The organism is Streptomyces carpinensis (genome assembly GCF_002154505.1).
Lineage (GTDB): Bacteria > Actinomycetota > Actinomycetes > Streptomycetales > Streptomycetaceae > Streptomyces > Streptomyces carpinensis.
The window spans coordinates 1-15,188 of sequence record NZ_MUBM01000196.1 but is presented as its reverse complement, the minus strand read 5'-3'; the positions used below and the strand labels follow the sequence as shown (position 1 = coordinate 15,188).

Annotated in this window: 11 protein-coding genes and 2 pseudogenes; 7 read left to right on the top strand and 6 right to left on the bottom strand. The window is 70.3% G+C overall.

Features of this window, described 5'->3' with window-relative positions; genetic code table 11:
* Positions 1–1,149: 1,149 nt before the first annotated feature.
* Positions 1,150–3,801 carry a SpoIIE family protein phosphatase gene (locus BZY54_RS25450; RefSeq protein WP_086727659.1) on the bottom strand — a complete coding sequence of 884 codons (2,652 nt, stop codon included), beginning with the start codon at positions 3,799–3,801 and terminating at the stop codon, positions 1,150–1,152.
* A gap of 345 nt (positions 3,802–4,146) precedes the next feature.
* Between BZY54_RS25450 and BZY54_RS25445 the strand changes: the two genes are divergently transcribed.
* Positions 4,147–4,803, top strand: a complete 657-nt coding sequence (locus BZY54_RS25445) for a hypothetical protein (RefSeq protein ID WP_086727680.1) — start codon at positions 4,147–4,149, stop codon at positions 4,801–4,803.
* Between the two features lie 74 nt (positions 4,804–4,877).
* Here the strand turns inward: BZY54_RS25445 and BZY54_RS25440 are convergent.
* Positions 4,878–6,034: pseudogene (locus tag BZY54_RS25440) on the bottom strand (RNA-guided endonuclease InsQ/TnpB family protein).
* A gap of 24 nt (positions 6,035–6,058) precedes the next feature.
* Between BZY54_RS25440 and tnpA the strand changes: the two are divergent.
* Positions 6,059–6,487 (top strand): IS200/IS605 family transposase, encoded by a 429-nt coding sequence (gene tnpA, locus BZY54_RS25435; RefSeq protein ID WP_086727658.1) that lies wholly within the window; start codon positions 6,059–6,061, stop codon positions 6,485–6,487.
* Positions 6,488–6,727: 240 nt separating this feature from the next.
* Here tnpA and nadE read toward each other — a convergent pair whose 3' ends face one another.
* Positions 6,728–7,558 carry an ammonia-dependent NAD(+) synthetase gene (gene nadE / locus BZY54_RS25430; RefSeq protein ID WP_086727657.1) on the bottom strand — a complete coding sequence of 277 codons (831 nt, stop codon included), beginning with the start codon at positions 7,556–7,558 and terminating at the stop codon, positions 6,728–6,730.
* A 588-nt stretch (positions 7,559–8,146) separates the two neighbouring features.
* Between nadE and BZY54_RS25425 the strand changes: the two genes are divergently transcribed.
* The 3 genes from BZY54_RS25425 to BZY54_RS25405 all read left to right on the top strand — a co-directional run bounded on the left by BZY54_RS25425 (position 8,147) and on the right by BZY54_RS25405 (position 11,535).
* Positions 8,147–8,368, top strand: a complete 222-nt coding sequence (locus BZY54_RS25425; protein WP_086727656.1) for a hypothetical protein — start codon at positions 8,147–8,149, stop codon at positions 8,366–8,368.
* A 1,259-nt stretch (positions 8,369–9,627) separates the two neighbouring features.
* Positions 9,628–10,692, top strand: coding sequence for a TerC family protein (locus BZY54_RS25410; protein ID WP_086727653.1), 1,065 nt, complete (start codon positions 9,628–9,630; stop codon positions 10,690–10,692).
* A gap of 210 nt (positions 10,693–10,902) precedes the next feature.
* A complete protein-coding gene (locus BZY54_RS25405) occupies positions 10,903–11,535 on the top strand; it encodes a TetR/AcrR family transcriptional regulator (protein ID WP_086727652.1) in 633 nt (210 codons plus the stop codon).
* A gap of 81 nt (positions 11,536–11,616) precedes the next feature.
* Here the strand turns inward: BZY54_RS25405 and BZY54_RS25400 are convergent, their stop codons facing one another.
* Complete coding sequence (locus tag BZY54_RS25400) at positions 11,617–12,435, bottom strand: SAM-dependent methyltransferase (RefSeq protein WP_086727651.1); 819 nt, start codon at positions 12,433–12,435, stop codon at positions 11,617–11,619.
* Between the two features lie 149 nt (positions 12,436–12,584).
* On the opposite strand from BZY54_RS25400, the gene BZY54_RS25395 reads away from it, so the two are divergent.
* On the top strand, positions 12,585–13,472 hold the full coding sequence (locus tag BZY54_RS25395; RefSeq protein WP_086727650.1) for an endonuclease/exonuclease/phosphatase family protein: 888 nt from the start codon (positions 12,585–12,587) through the stop codon (positions 13,470–13,472).
* A 106-nt stretch (positions 13,473–13,578) separates the two neighbouring features.
* Here BZY54_RS25395 and BZY54_RS25390 read toward each other — a convergent pair whose 3' ends face one another.
* Positions 13,579–13,992 carry a MarR family winged helix-turn-helix transcriptional regulator gene (locus BZY54_RS25390; RefSeq protein WP_086727649.1) on the bottom strand — a complete coding sequence of 138 codons (414 nt, stop codon included), beginning with the start codon at positions 13,990–13,992 and terminating at the stop codon, positions 13,579–13,581.
* A gap of 66 nt (positions 13,993–14,058) precedes the next feature.
* Here BZY54_RS25390 and BZY54_RS25385 point away from each other — a divergent pair, with 66 nt between their 5' ends.
* Complete coding sequence (locus tag BZY54_RS25385) at positions 14,059–14,865, top strand: SAM-dependent methyltransferase (protein WP_086727648.1); 807 nt, start codon at positions 14,059–14,061, stop codon at positions 14,863–14,865.
* Positions 14,866–14,918: 53 nt separating this feature from the next.
* On the opposite strand, the pseudogene BZY54_RS25380 reads toward BZY54_RS25385, so the two are convergent.
* Positions 14,919–15,188 (bottom strand): annotated as a pseudogene (locus BZY54_RS25380) (phage baseplate protein); the annotation flags it as partial.

The following is a 15,188-nucleotide window of genomic DNA, read 5'->3' as shown; positions in this document are numbered from 1 at the left end:
TCGTCACCACCACGGCCACCCTCGTCACCACCACGGCCACCCTCGTCACCACCACGGCCACCCTCGTCACCACCGCGACCGCCCTCGTCACCACCGTAGGAGGTGCTGTGGAGGGTCGTCTGGCCCTGCGAAGGGCCGAGCGCTGTCAGCCCCACGGCGCCGGCGCCCGGAGCGGAGAACGCTACGGCCGTGGCGATCGCCGCGGAGACGAACAAAGTACGGGTAATGCGCATGAGTAATCCTTCCGTCGCGACTGCGAGAGTCGGCACGGCGCCCACTCAGTCGGGATCACAGGTGCGACGTGATCACCTTCAGCGCAACGCTCGGCGCGCACCATTGGAGCGTCGCATTCGGACTACTGACGGTCCCTCCATTCATCCGGGCGAGGTAACTCCGGGACAGTCGATGAGTCGGTGACGGCGTCCGGGCCACAGAAGGTGATATCGACGCCCCGGCCCGTCCGGCCACGGGCGACCACGGGCTGGTCCGGACACCTGCCGACCGGATCGCGGCCCGGTGATACGTCGCCATCATCGCGGCGTGGGAGGGAAGTTCGCAGGGCCGGCCTCGGAAGCGATACGTCAGCAGTTCGGGCCTGATGCAGGTTCACGCCTTCGGGTTGCTGTTCCGGCGGTCGCCGGTGTGGACCGTCCGAACCGGGTACTGACCGTTGTCCTGATGCGCTCCGTGCTCTCCGGCCCATGAGCGCTCCCGGTGTACGCGTCCGACCGGGTGGCGGAGAGCGACCTGGCGGCGGCGCCGATGGGATCCAGCCGCACGGCTTCACCCTGCGCGACGGCACGGTGGCGCACGTCGACCCGTGGGTGGCCGTGACGGGCGCGGCCGTGACGCCGTTTCAGCTCTGTGCGCGACTGGGCGACCCCGGTTTCTGTCGGACTGCCGGCCGACCGAGCTCACTGCGATCGAGGGCGTGTCGCCGGCGCATCGGCGGCGAGGCCTCGGCACCCGTGTCTTCCTGGTGCCGGCGGCCGTCGGAGCGGTGCCGCTCGCACCGTCGCTATGGCCGCTGGACGCCACCCTCCGGCGCGAGAGGAATCCGGGCAGTCCTCGGGGCGGTGAGATCTCCTAGGTTCTTTCGTTTGGATCGGGCCAGACCCCGCGAGCCCGGCATGACCCAAACGAGAAGGCCTAGCCGTCGGTGGACGGCGCGGGTGTGGGCCGGACGGCGAGGACGGCGATGTCGTCGGTGTTGTCGGCACCGAGGCCGATCAGGAGTTCGTCGCAGAAGGTGTCGAGGGGTTCGCGCGCCAGGTCGGCGGCGTGCCGGCGCAGGCGGGCCAGTGCGCGGTCGAGGGACTCGCCGCGGCGCTCGATGAGGCCGTCGGTGTACAGCAGCAGCGTCGAGTGGGCCGGCAGGGCGTCGACGGCCGTCGGGCGGGGCGTATCGGGGTCCATGCCGAGGAGCAGGCCCGCGCCCTTCTCCAGGTAGCGGGTGTCGCCCTCCGGGGTGGTGAGCAGGGGCGGCGGATGTCCGGCGGCCGAGTGCCTGAGCTCCCAGGGGCCCTGCGCGGGACCCTTGACGAGGCCGTAGACGCAGGTGGCGGTGGCCTCCCGGTAGAGGCTGTGGTTGGCCAGGTCGAGGCGGCGCAGCACCATCTCGGGCGGCTCCTGGCGGTCGACGGCGATGCCGCGGAGCATGCTGCGCAGTTGGCTCATGGCGATGGCCGCGTCGAGGTTGTGTCCGGTGACGTCGCCGATGACCACGGCGGTGTCGCCGCTGGGGACGACGAAGCTGTCGTACCAGTCGCCACCGACCTGCGCGGTGGTGGAGGACGCGGCGTAGCGGGCGGCCAGTTGCAGGTTCTCCACGTCCGGGAGCACCGGCAGCAGGGAGCGCTGGAGGCGCTGGGCGATGTTGCGGGTCTCCTGGTACAGACGCGCGTTGGACACACCCAGGGCCAGGCTGTGCACCACGTCGTCGATCAGGGACAGGTCCTCTTCGGTGAAAGGCCGCCTTCCGCGGGCACGGGTCACGGTCAGAGCCCCGTAGATCTCGCGGCGGGCCCGCATCGGCGCGACGACGGCGCTGCCCGCACCCAGGTGCCGGAACAGTTCCCGGTAGTGAGTGTCCAGCTCGCTCTCGGCCTGGCTCGGCGGCGGAGCCTCGGTGAGCAGCAGTGGTCCCGCCCCGCGCAGCACCCGGGCCAGCGGGCCCCGGGAGGCCTCGGAGAGCGGCGGGAGCCTGCCCTCGTACGCCGCGGGGCGCGGCCCCCGGGGAGCGCCGCGCACGATACAGACCCGCTCCACCTGGGCGTACTCGGTGAACAGGTCCACCACGAACCAGTCGGCGAGTCGTTGCGTCAGGAGCCGGCCGACGCGGGCGAGCCCTTCGTCCAGGTCCAGGGTGTTGTTCAACTCGGCCCCCGCGTCCGCGAGGAGCGCGAGTCGTTCCACGGCGGACATGCCCCCACCGGCGTCGCCCGTCCTCCTGCCGCGCTCGCCCACGGCCCGCACGTGGGCCACGCCGGGTTCGTGGACGGCCCGTACCACTCGGCCCGCGCCGGGCGGGCTCGGCGCGTCGACGGACGTGGTCGCCCGGGGAGTGAGCTGGGCGACGAAGACGGTGCTCCCGTCGGCCATCTCCTGGTTCTGGATGTGCAGACGGACGGGAACCGTGCGGCCGTCGTGGTGGAGTGCGGGAAGCGGCACGGAGCGGCCCATGATGCGGGTGCGGCCGGTGAGCAGCAGGGAGCTGAACGCCACGAGGTGGCGCTGTCTCAGGTGTTCCGGGATGAGGGTGGTGAGCCTGCGCCCGACGAGGTCGTCCACCTGCCAGCCGAGCATGTCCGCCGCCGGCCCGTTGGCCGCGATGATCCGGTTGCCCTCGTCGGCTGCGATGGTCGGGACCGTGCTGGCCCGCAGGTGGCCGGCGTCCCACGCCGCCAGCTCCGAGGGGCTGACGTCCGGTTCGCGGGGCAGCACCGTCCAGGCCGTGGGATGGTCTCCGGCCAGCTGACAGGTGATCTGGTCGAACAGCCACTCCTGGAAGACGCGGCTGCGCGGGAGCGCCGGCAGGGTCAGGAGGCGCTCCTCCCGTGCGGCCTCTTCGGCGAGGTCGAGGACGCGGCGCAGGGTGAGTAGCGCGGGGGCCACGTCGGCGGGCATCGCCAGGGACAGGGAGCGTACGTCCGCGTCCGGGAGCGGCTCCTCCAGCGCGGCCGTCACACACGCGCTGAGTACGTTGTTGACGTCGTTGGCGGTGGCGAGGTCCCCGGGCCGCACGCCGAGGTCGTCACCGCCGAACGCGGCGAGGGTCAGTTCGCGCAGCAGCGTGTGCCGGTGCTGCTGGGTGGCCGAGTACAGGGCGCTCGGCACATCGACGAGCGTCACCGTCTCCTCGGCGCCGCCGGGCGGGACACCTGCTTCCCATCCGGGCGACGGCGGTGGCGGTCCGCCGGGCCACAGCTCGAACCACACCGTCTTCTGCCTGTCGTCGGCGTGCACACCGTGGCGCGACGCCAGGTGCTCCACCAGGGCCAGGCCCTGTCCGGTGCCGGCGTACGGCGGGCAGTCCTGCCGTACGAGTCCCCGGCTCGGCCGCTGATCGGTGACCCGTACGCGAACCCTGCCGCCATGGACGCGGACCCCGACCTCGACCTCGGTGCGCGCATGCAGCACCGCGTTGGTCACCAGCTCACTGACCAGGAGCTGAGCGGTGTGGCTCAGGTCCGACGGAACGTCGCGCAGTGCCGCACCTACGAACCGTCGAGCCGACGCCGCGCTCGCGGGTCCCTCGGGGAATCGCCGTGACACCGCCTCCGGCGGACCTGCATCGCCCATGTCATCAGTGTGCCTCGTCGGGACCGCCGCGCAGCGCGCTGCCACGCAGGACGAGTGGTCGGGCCGCTGCGGCCGAGGGCCGGTCGGATGAAGGCGCCGCGGAGTCAGCGGCGGGGCGAGGACATCAGGTGCCGGGGCAACATTGTGGCACCGGAGTTTGTTGGGCGCTGCACAACCGTCACCACCATGCGTCCATCTTCCGTACTATCGCTGGAAAACGGCTTGCAGCAGTAACCCGCCGCCGCCGGTGCGGCACCAGGTGAACGCGCACACGCGTTTGACTCCGCACATGTCTGCCGGCTTCCTGCACGCGAGCCGCCGAACCCGGAAGGGGTTATGAGGATCATGTCGCAGATCGACACGGCGGCCTCCGGCCTGACATCGCAGTACGCCGCCCAGGTGGCCGGTGACCTCGAGCGCAATGTGAAGGAACAGGAGCGTCTCAGCGAGGAGATCGCGGCCCTGCAGGAGCAGTTGGCCGCCCTCCAGCAGGACCATGCCGTCCTGGTGAACGTCCAGCAGGCGCTGGGTGTGGCTGGGGCGCCCCGGACATCCGCCCCCGAGCCGGCCGCCGTGGCGGTACCGGCTCCGCGCAAGAAGTCGGCCCCGGCGACCGGGGCGGGCAGGAGCAAGCAGACGACGAAGAAGTCCGCCGCACCGGCCCGGAAGACGGCCGACAAGAAGGGCTCGACGCCGAAGGCCGCGGGCAAGTCGGCGGATTCGGCATCGACGCGGCCCACGCTCGTCGAGATCGTGCGCGATTACCTGACCGCGCAGCGCGAACCGCGTTCCGCTGCCGAAATCACCACCGAGCTGGGGCAGCGGCACCCCGAGCGCACGATCAAGACGACGGTCGTGCGCACCACGCTCGAGGGGCTGGTGGCCAAGAACCAGGCTCAGCGCAGCAAGCAGGGCACGTCCGTCTTCTACACGACGGGCGAGGCGAGTGGGCCCGCCGCGGGATCGGAGTCGAGCAAGGAGCAGCAGCCCGCGTCAACTTGACCCGGACCTAAAGGACCGGGCTTGGAGGTAGAGCCCAACTGGCTGCTGGGTGGTCTCCTCCGTCCAGACACCCGTTATGGGGTGGCAGGGACGCGTGACTCACGCCCCGCGGTCCACGCGTCCTCGCCTCTGCGGGCGAGGACGTGGGAAGCGTTCCGGTCGGCGTGCGCAACGACGCCGCACGACCGGCATGCGAACTTGGCTTGGGAGGTGCGGTTGAGCCGGTCGACGTGTCCGCACTGCGCGCACTCCCGTGAGGAGTAGGCGGGGTTGACGAACACGAGCGGAACACCGGCCCGGCGTGCCTTGTAACGATGAAGTCTCCGAGCTGGGCGAAGGCCCAGGAGTGGAGTGCGACCCGTTGGGGCTTGCGGAGCCGTACCCTCTGCCGGATTCCCTTGAGTTCTTCCAGGGAGAGTCCGGCGGAGGTGCGTTCAGCCTCGGTCACGATCGTCTTGGCGATGATGTGGTTGGTGTTCTTCACGTGCCGCTGCTCGCGGCGGGAGCGCCCATTCAAGCGTCGCTTGGCGCTCTTGGTGCGCTTCTTCTGGAGCTTGGCCCGCAGGGCAAGCTGCCGCTTGCGGTACCGGTTCAGGCCGCGTCCGGCGGCCTGGTAGCCGGTGGACGTGGTGGCGATGTTGACGATGCCCAGGTCCACACCGATGAAGCCATCCGGCTCGTACGTTTCAGCCTCGGGAACCTCGCACGTGGCGATCAGATAGAACACGCCGCCGCGCTCGATCAGATCCGACTCGCCCCTGCGGTACTGCTGGAGCACCTTGAGCGCGTCGGCGGAGCAGACGAAGCGGACGTTCTTAAGGCGCCCGGCCGTGGTCCAGATCGACACCGTCTGCCGGTCGTACTGCCAGCTCAAACACCGGTCGTCGTACGGCTGCGCGGCCTCGGGCCGGAACGTGATCGGCTTGGACTCCGCCTTACGCCGGCGCTTCGAGCCCTTCTTGCCCAGGTTCCCGGCCTTGAGGTTGGCGTGCAGCGTGGTGTACGCGTCGCGCACCTTCTTGATGACGTGTTGCGCAGCCTGCGCCCCCAGCCCGGAGGCTTTGAGGTGGGCGTACGTGTGCTTGCGCAGCTCGTACTCACGCGGCACGTCGCGGGCGAACGCCACGTCGGAGACCCAGTTGGCCAGGTCGTTGACCATGCGCAGGGTCGCCGACAGCGCGGACGCCTGGTCGGCCTCCGGTATCAGCTTGACCTGCGTCACGATCTTCACGGTCCGTAATCATAACATTGATCTATGTCACCACGCTGGGAGCCAAATTCCAATATCCGCAGGGGTCGTACGGTCGTCTACGCCCTCCATGCCCACTTGGTCTTCACCCCTAAGTACCGGCGCGGCCCGTTCACCGACGAGATCCTTCGACGCTGCGAAGAAATCATGCGCGCCGTCTGCGCCGACTTCGAAACCGAACTGGTCGAGTTCAACGGCGAGCGTGATCACGTCCACCTCCTGGTGCACTACCCGCCGAAGGTCGCCCTGTCCCGGCTCGTCGGCTCCCTCAAGGGCGTCTCCGCCCGGCGTCTGCGGCAGGAGTTCCCCGACCACATCCGCACGTACCTGTGGGGCGACCACTTCTGGTCCCCCTCCTACTTCGCCGCGTCCTGCGGCGGCCCACCCCTGGCGATCATCAAGGAGTACATCGAGAACCAGAAGCGTCCCGACTGAGGTCAACCGTGCAAACCCGTGCGTCCGTGCGGGTCACCCCCTATCCAGAGAAGCGCTTCCTCCCGGGTCTGAAGACCCGGGGTTCCGGGCTAGATCATGCTGAACAAGGCGTCGCCGCAAAGCCTTTGCCGCCGCTGTGCTGATGGACGGCCGCCGGCCGGACCGGGGCCGTCCATCAGCACTGCGTGGGTACGGCCGGGTCCGGTGTCACCCCGGCACCCGGTCGGCGAGGGGCCTGGTTCAGGGGGCGATCGGCAGTCGGCGCTTGTGGTCGGTGAGCCGGTAACGGCGGACGATCGCCGTCAATGCCGCCTCGTCGACCGGCTTTCCCTCCAGGAAGTCGTCGATGTCGTCGTAGGTGACGCCGAGGGCCTCCTCGTCGGGCCTGCCCGGGTTCAGCGTCTCCAGGTCCGCGGTCGGGGTCTTCAGGACGAGCGCGGAGGGGGCGCCCAGGGCCTGCGCCACGGCCCGCACACGCCGCTTGGTGAGGCCGGTGAGCGGAACCACGTCGGCGGCGCCGTCGCCGAACTTGGTGAAGAAGCCGGAGACCGCCTCGGCGGCGTGGTCGGTGCCGACGACCAGGCCATCGTGCGCGCCAGCGACCGCATACTGGGCGATCATGCGCTGCCGGGCCTTGATGTTGCCGTGCACGAAGTCCTGGTGGTGGGCGTCGCGGAAGACCGTGCCGCCGGCCAGTGCCGCCTCCAGCGCGGCGTCGCTGGCCGCTTTCACATCGACGGTCAGGACCCGGTCGGGCCGGATGAACTCCAGCGCCGACTGCGCGTCCCTCTCGTCGGCCTGCTCGCCGTACGGCAGCCGCATCGCGAAGAACGTCGCTTCCCGCCCGGCGGCACGGACCCGTTCGACCGCGAGCTGGCACAGCCGGCCCGCGGTCAGCGAGTCCACACCTCCGCTGATGCCCAGCACCAGCGAGCGCAGCCCGGTCGAGGTGAGCTGGTCGGCGAGGAAGGCCACCCGGCGCTCGATCTCCTCGCGTGCGTCGAAGGACGCGCTCACCTGGAGATCCCGGGCGATCTCCTGCTGCAGGGACATGGTCGCCAGGTCGGTCACTCTTGCTCCTCGGTCGGGCCCCTGGGCAGGGTCGGCACGCGTCACCGGGCCGTGACCACGGGCGCGTGTGGGGACTGAAGCACTCTAGAGGACGGCTGCGAAGCGCTGATCCGGGTGTGCCACCTGCTGCCGCTGCTCGCGTCCCGGGCGGACGCGCCACCGACGTAACTCACCGACGTCTTCCACGAGTTGGGCGGCCACGCGGCGCTGGGACGGCTGGTGGGCAGGCGGTCGCGGCCGGACTGCGCATCACCTCCGGCGAGGCGATCGCTTCCCTGTGCCCTCACTCGCGCCCAGTGCCTGCTCTCACCCGGCAGTCCCTGCGCCCGGCGGCTGCCGCCGCGGCCGCCGTGGCCTCGACGTCGGCCACCGCACCCCGATCTTCGAACCGGGCAGGGGAAGAGTTTCGCCGCCCAGGATGTTCCGACCGACGGACATTCCATGGCATGGCAGACCTCACACTCCGAAGTAGTTCATCGTTCAACCACTACGGGAGTACTGTCTCCATTGCCCGAGCACTCCAGTGCACGAGCAGGGCAACCACCATGATCCGTCCACAGATCGTGGGATGACCGAGAAGGAAAGATCATGACTCACAGGATCGCGCGTCGGGCTGCCTTCGCAGCCGCCTCCGTGGCTGTCGCCGTGGCGGGACTCCTCACCATGGGGGGCGCCGCCTCCGCCGCCACGCTTCCGAGCAGCGAACACTCCGGCGTCGTCAAGGTTGCCGAAGGCCACGACGAGGACGCCCGTCTCGCGTGGGTCCTCGACCAGATCGAGTGGGCCCAGCACCACGGCCTCATGGCATGAGCCCTCGTCCCGTCTCATGCCGACCGATCGGCACCCGGCGAGCCGGCTCCTGCGTTCGCTGAGAGCCGTCCGGGTGCCGCGAGGCGGACAGGCTCCCGGCACACTGGCCCGGGGCGCCAAAGGCCTGATCGCCGTACTCCTGTCCTGAGAGGTCGCCTCATGGTGGCCGCCCGCGCAGCAGCAGTACGTCGCCGTCGCCACGGCCCTGCTCATGGCGAACGCGCTGATCCTCCCGCCCCTGCACCCGGACGCCACCGACGTCTCGGTGCGCAAGCCCGCCGCGGCCATGGGATCACTGCTGGACGGCATGGCCCGCGGCCTGCACGAGCGGCGGCACACCGACCGCCCGCGCACATGGCCGCAAGAGGGCAGGCATCGTGAGGAACGCGTGACACAGGCGCACGAGGACGTCCGCCGAGGGCGAAAGCCTGCGCTGGAACACACGGTCCGCCACGCACGGAGCCGTGTACCGAAGGGGCAGCCGCCTGTCCACGGCGGGGGGCACTGCGCGCCCTGCACCATGTCTCATCCCAGGTCCGCGGCATCGCCCGGACCCTGGCCGACAACATCGGCGACCGGCACACGGACCACGGTGGGCGGACGGTTCCTGGACCGGTACGCGACGACCCGGGAGGCGGCCGGAGAGGCGGTCGCCTCGTTCGGCACCTACGGGCCCGCCGCCGGCCCCGACTGCACCGTTGCCCGTGACAGGCTGCGGCGTCGGTGTATTGAGAAAGACGGCGAGGACCACCATCACGGCGACCGTGACCCATTCGCTGTGAGCGCCCGGGTCCTTCAGATGGCCGTGGTACGCGATCACGGGAAGGTCGGTGGTGCACGCCGCCAGCCCGACGAGCACCGTGCCGGACAGCGGCAGCGGCGGGGCAGCGATCTCACGCGCGGCGGAGAAGCATGCGGCCGCGCTGACGCCTCTCGGCGTGGCCACCTCCAGGGCGACACCGGCGACGAGCAGGAGCAGGGGAAGCAGCAGGCTGCTGCCCGTCCGCACGGCCCGCCGGGTACGGAGATCGTCAGGCCCTGTCACATGCCGCTCCCGCCGTCGGTCCCCTCACCACACTTGCCGAGGCCGGAGCGGATCGGCCGGCCGGACGCGTGACACGGTTGGTCCGGGCGGCGCCGCCCGGCGGCCGCCGGCCAGGGTGCGGCGCCGGTTCGGCAGGACAGGCGTGACCCTGTGTCCCAGACTCGTGCTGAGAGCGGATGGTCCCTGTCGTGCCGGCCCTGCGGGAGGCGTCAGCGTGCCCGACGTCCCGTTGTGGCTGTGGTCGGCGTTCGCCGCGGCCGTCGTCGTGTCGTTGGCCGTGGACCTGTTGGCCCATCGCGACAGCCATGTCATCGGTTTCCGGGAAGCCGTGGCGTGGAGCGGGTTCTGGGTCGGTCTGGCGATCGCCTTCGCCGGGGTGGTGTTCGCCGTGCTCGGTACGACGGCGGGGGTCCAGTACACGACCGCGTGGCTGCTGGAGAAGAGCCTGTCGGTCGACAACCTGTTCGTCTTCGCCCTGATCTTCGGGTACTTCAGGGTGCCGCGCGTCCACCAGCACCGGGTGTTGTTCTTCGGTGTCATCGGCGCGCTGGTGTTCCGCGGGATCTTTCTGGCCGCGGGCGTCGCGGTGGTCACCCGCTTCTCCGCGGTGCTGTTCGTCTTCGCCGCGATCCTGTTGTACAGCGTCTACAAGATCCTGCGCGGGGAGGACGAGGGCTTCGATCCGCGGAACGGTCTCACGGTGCGGATGCTGCGCAGAATCGTCCCTGTCCGGGAGGAGTACTGCGGAGGGAGGTTCCTGGTCCAGGAGGCGGGCAGGCGCGTCGCCACTCCGCTGCTGGCTGTGGTCGTCGCGATCGAGGCCGCCGACCTGGTCTTCGCCGTGGACAGTGTGCCGGCGGTGCTGGCGGTCAGCGACGACGCCTTCATCGTCTACAGCAGCAACGCCTTCGCCGTCCTCGGTCTGCGTGCGCTGTACTTCATGCTGGCCGGGATGCTGGACCGCTTCCACCACCTGGGCAAGGGCCTGGCCGTCATCCTGGCTTTCATCGCCGTGAAGCTGATCCTCCAGGCCGCGCACAAGACGATCCACAGCTCGGTTCCGGAGATCCCCTCCGTGGTGAGCCTGACGGTCGTCGTCGCCGTCCTGGCCGGGTCCGTGGCGCTGAGCCTGCTGCGCCCTTGGCGACCGGCGTCCCCCGGCGAACACGGTCCGGGGAGAGGCGAGGAGGAGCCCGCCACGCGGCACGCGTACCCGGAGCGGACCGATTCCGGGACCGACGATCCGCGCGCCCGCGGCCGTCCGCCGTCGGAACCCTGAGCCGGGCGTAAGCCACGACCTGCTGCTACGGCCGGGCCATGACCTGTCGGTCGGGTCATCCCTCCGAGGGCGTCCCGCACGGCATGCGGTGCCGGATGGGATACAGAGCTGTATCCCATGCAGTGCTGTATCGTTAAGCGGCTCACACAGGGAAGTCAGTCACTCGGGAAGTCCACCGCTCGGGGAATTCAGTGGCCGGGGAGGAACGCCGTGCCGAAGGGGCCCACCAAACGCCGTCCGCAGACCACCGCGCGGTTGCTGGAGGCGGCTCAGGGGACGTTCGCCGAGCGCGGCTTCTACGGCTCGTCCATCGAGGTGATCTGTGAGCGCGCGGGACTCACGCGCGGCGCGTTCTACTCCAACTTCCGTACCAAGGAGGAGTTGTTCTTCGCGCTGTTCGACCTGCACGCGCAGAGCGTCGTCGACCGGCTGACCGCCGCGGTCGACGAACTGGACACCTCGGAGGACCCGGTACGGGCCGTGCTGCACCGTATGACCGCGCTCGACGAGGCCGAGCGCCGCTGGTATCTGCTGTCCACCGAGTTCACCCTGCACGCCATCAGGCATCCGGCCACGGCCCGCGCGCTGGCCGAGCACGACCGCCGTCTGCGTGAGGAGATCGTCCGCCTCCTCGGCCGGCTCTTCGACCGCCTCGGCCGCAGGCCCACCGTCGACCTGGAGTCGCTCGCCCGCCTGACGACGGCCGTCCACGAGGGTTCCCTGGCCCAGAGCCTGGTCGAACCGGACCGGCTCGCCCCGGAGGAGCTGGCGGTGACCTACCTGCCGCTGCTGGTCGAGGCCGTCTCCGAGCGCGCCGCCGACGGCGGGCGCGCTCGGTCCTGAGCAGAACGACGATCGGCGCAACGGCCGGCGGCACCCGGTGGCCTGCCGACCGTGTCGTCGACGTGTCGACTTGTTGACGGGCTACGCCGTCTTACGGGCCAGACCGCCGTGTTCGCCGATGGGCTCGGGCGCGGGGGCGGTGGGGTCCGGGCGCCAGAAGGGAACCGAGACGACACCGGGGTCGACGAGCTCCAGGCCGTCGAAGTACCCGGTGATCTGGTCGACGGTGCGCAGGTTGTACGGAACGGCACCGCTCTCGTTGTAGGCGTCCTGGGCCCGTTCGAAGACCGGATCGACGCCCCGTGAACCGTCGTTGACGGAGAGGTAGCTGCCGGGCGGCAGGGCGCTCATCAGGTGGGTGACGATGGAGCGCGCCTGGTCGTAATCGGCCACATGGCCCAGGATGTTGCTGAGGATGAGAGCGGTGGGGCGGGTGAGGTCCAGCGTCTCGGCGGCGGCCGCCAGGATGCGGTCCGGTTCCAGCACGTTGCTGTCGACATAGGCGGTCGCGCCCTCCCGGGTCGAGTAGAGCAGGGCCCGGGCGTGGGCCAGGATCATCGGGTCGTTGTCGACGTAGACGATCCGGGCCTCCGGGGCGATGCGCTGGGCGACCTCATGGGTGTTGTCGGCCGTCGGCAGCCCGGTGCCCACGTCCAGGAACTGCCGGATGCCCGCCTCGGCGACCAGGTACTCGATGTTGCGGCGCAGGAAGGCGCGGCTGCTGCGGGCGATGGTGACGATGCCGGGGAAGACGGCGGTGTACGCGTCGCCGGCCTCCTCGTCGACGGGGTAGTTGTCCTTCCCGCCCAACCAGTAGTTCCAGATCCGGGCCGAGTGCGGCACCGAGGTGTCTATCTTCTGATGCGCCGCCGGTCCGGGCGTGGTCGCGGGGTCGGTCATGGGTACCGTCCGTCTTCAGTCGAGGCATGGATCATTCACCGCTCAAACTACGTTCCAACAGCAAGGCGGCGCACACCACTTCATCATTCCAGGCACTCTTGTCACACTCACCACGGGTATCCTCACCGCAGTCTGATCCGGAGGTTTGTGTGAATCGCAAGATCCTACGGTCCACCGGTCGCACCCTGATCGCCGCCGTCCTCACCGCTGTCGCCGCGCTCGGCGCGGCCTCGACCGGGACCGCCTCGGCGGCGGAGCCGGTCGGCGCGGGATCCGCCGCACCGCCCGTGCCGCTACGAGTGGCCACCTACAACATCCACGCCGGAGCCGGCGAGGACGGTGTCTTCGACCTCGACCGCACCGCCGGGGCGATCCGGGATCTCCACGCCGACGTGATCGGCCTCGAGGAGGTCGACGTGCACTGGGGCGCCCGGAGCGACTTCACCGACGAGGCTCGCGAACTGGCCGAACGACTGCACATGCGTGCCTACTTCGCCCCGATCTACGACCTCCCACCCGACTCGGAGGGCGGGCAGCGGCGTCAGTACGGCGTGGCGGTACTGAGCCGCTATCCGGTGGTCGACGCCGAGAACCACGACATCACCCGGCTGTCCACCCAGGTTCCCGACCCGGTACCGGCCCCCGCGCCGGGCTTCGCCGAGGTGACCGTCCAGGTCCAAGGAACCTTCGTGCACGTCTACGCGACCCATCTGGACTACCGCACCGATCCCTCGGTTCGGCGGGCCCAGGTGGACGACATGCTGGGCATCCTCGCCGAGGACTCCGGCCCCAAGGTTCTCGTCGGCGACTTCAACGCCGAGCCCGGCGCCCCTGAACTCGCGAAGCTGTGGGGGCCCCTGTCCGATGCCGCCCCCTTCGGCGGCAAGACCTATCCGGCGATCGACCCGGTCAAGCGCATCGACCTCGTGACGGTCTCGCCCGACGTCACCGTCACCGGCGCGCACGAGGCCGAGACCGTGGCATCGGACCACCGGCCGGTGGTCGCCGACCTCCTGCTCCACGGGCGCGGCCGCTGACCGCTCCCCCGGTCTCGACGGGACGACCGCTCTGCCGCAGTCGACACACCGTGCCACCGAGTTGACGGGTATTCGATTGCGCGCAGAGCGGGCCGTCCCGCCACGGTCACGGCAGAAGGTGTTCGGCGAGCTCGTCGAGGAGTTCGATGACCCGGCGGGCCTGCCCGGGGTCCGGCAGGGCGGCGGAGATGGCCTGCTCAGCGGGTCGGGTGGCACGCTCGCGCACGGCACGGCGGGCCCGGTCGGTCAGGCTGAGCAGGGTGCGGCGGCCGTCGGCGGGGTCGGGGGTGGCGTCCAGGAGGCCGCGCTCCCTCAGGCGCTGCACCGAGGTGGAGATGTGGCTCTGGACGAAGCCGGTTCGGGCGCGGATGTCCTGGACCGAGCTTCCGGGATGCTTGAACACGTCCGCGATCACGGCGGTCTCGCCGGGCGTGAGCGTGCCTGAGGACGGGTCCGCGACCACGCCCCGCCCCAGGTCCGTGAGGCGCTTGCCGAGTCTGAGCAGCCGTACACCGTCCATGCCCACATTATGCATCTGCACAGATGAATCTTTACAGATGTATCTGCGCAGATGTAGTTTTCCGGCATGACGACTTCGGAACCCTTGAGCGCCGTCTCTCGCACCGCGCTCTCCGTCGCGCTGGTACGGGCCTACGAGAGCGCCCGGCCCGACCCGCTCTTCAGGGACCCGTACGCCGCGGCCTTCGTCGACGCGTCCGGCATGCCGATGCCCTCCGCCGGCCCCGCCGAGGGCTTCGCCAGGCGGCTCGTCTTCCACGGCATCATCCGCACCCGCTTCTACGACGACCGGCTCATCGAGGCCGGATGCGACCAGGTCGTCCTCCTCGCGGCGGGCCTGGACACCCGCGCGTACCGGCTTCCCTGGCAGCCTGGGACGCGTCTGTTCGAACTGGACTTCGCACCCGTGCTGGCCTTCAAGCAGCGCGTCCTCGCCCAACAGGGCGCCACGGCCCGCTGCGAACGCACCGCCGTGGCCGCGGACCTGCTGCACGACGACTGGCCGGAGCTGCTGAACCGGGCCGGCTTCGACGCGGCGCGGCCCACCGTGTGGCTCGCCGAGGGACTCCTCGTCTACCTCACCGCTCAGGAGGCCTCGGGGCTGCTGTCGACCGTGGGCAGCCTGTCGGCGGCGGGGAGCCGGCTGTTCCTTGAGCGGGGACGGGACGTGACCGCCACTCCCCCGGATGCGTCCCTGACCCACATCACCGGCCTGTGGAAGGGCGGACTCGGCCCCCGCACCCACGAATGGCTCGCTCGTCACGGCTGGTCCGTCGAGGTCAGCGACCTCGCCACGGTGGCCGCCGCGTACGGCCGGCCGGCCACGTGGACCACCTCCGCCGGATTCGTCAGCGCCGTGCGCACCGCCTCCTGAACCGACGCACCGGACCAGCGCGTTGCCGCCGGTCCGACGCCTTCTCGCACGTGTCAGACGAGCGCGCTCATGTAGAAGATGCTGGAGCGACGGTCGCCCTCCACGCCGGAGGCGAAACCGAGGAAGAGACGGGACTCGCCCGCGTCGGTGCGGTAGACGGCGAGACCCTCGGGCTCCCGGCAGGTCAGCGTCGATCCCGCCTTCGCCAGGGTCGGGCCCTGGGCGATGGCACCGGTGTTGACGTTGATGCTGGTGACGTAGGTGTTCCCCGGGGCGGGGTCGGAGGACGAGTAGGCGTTGCCCGTGACGCGCAACGAGACACC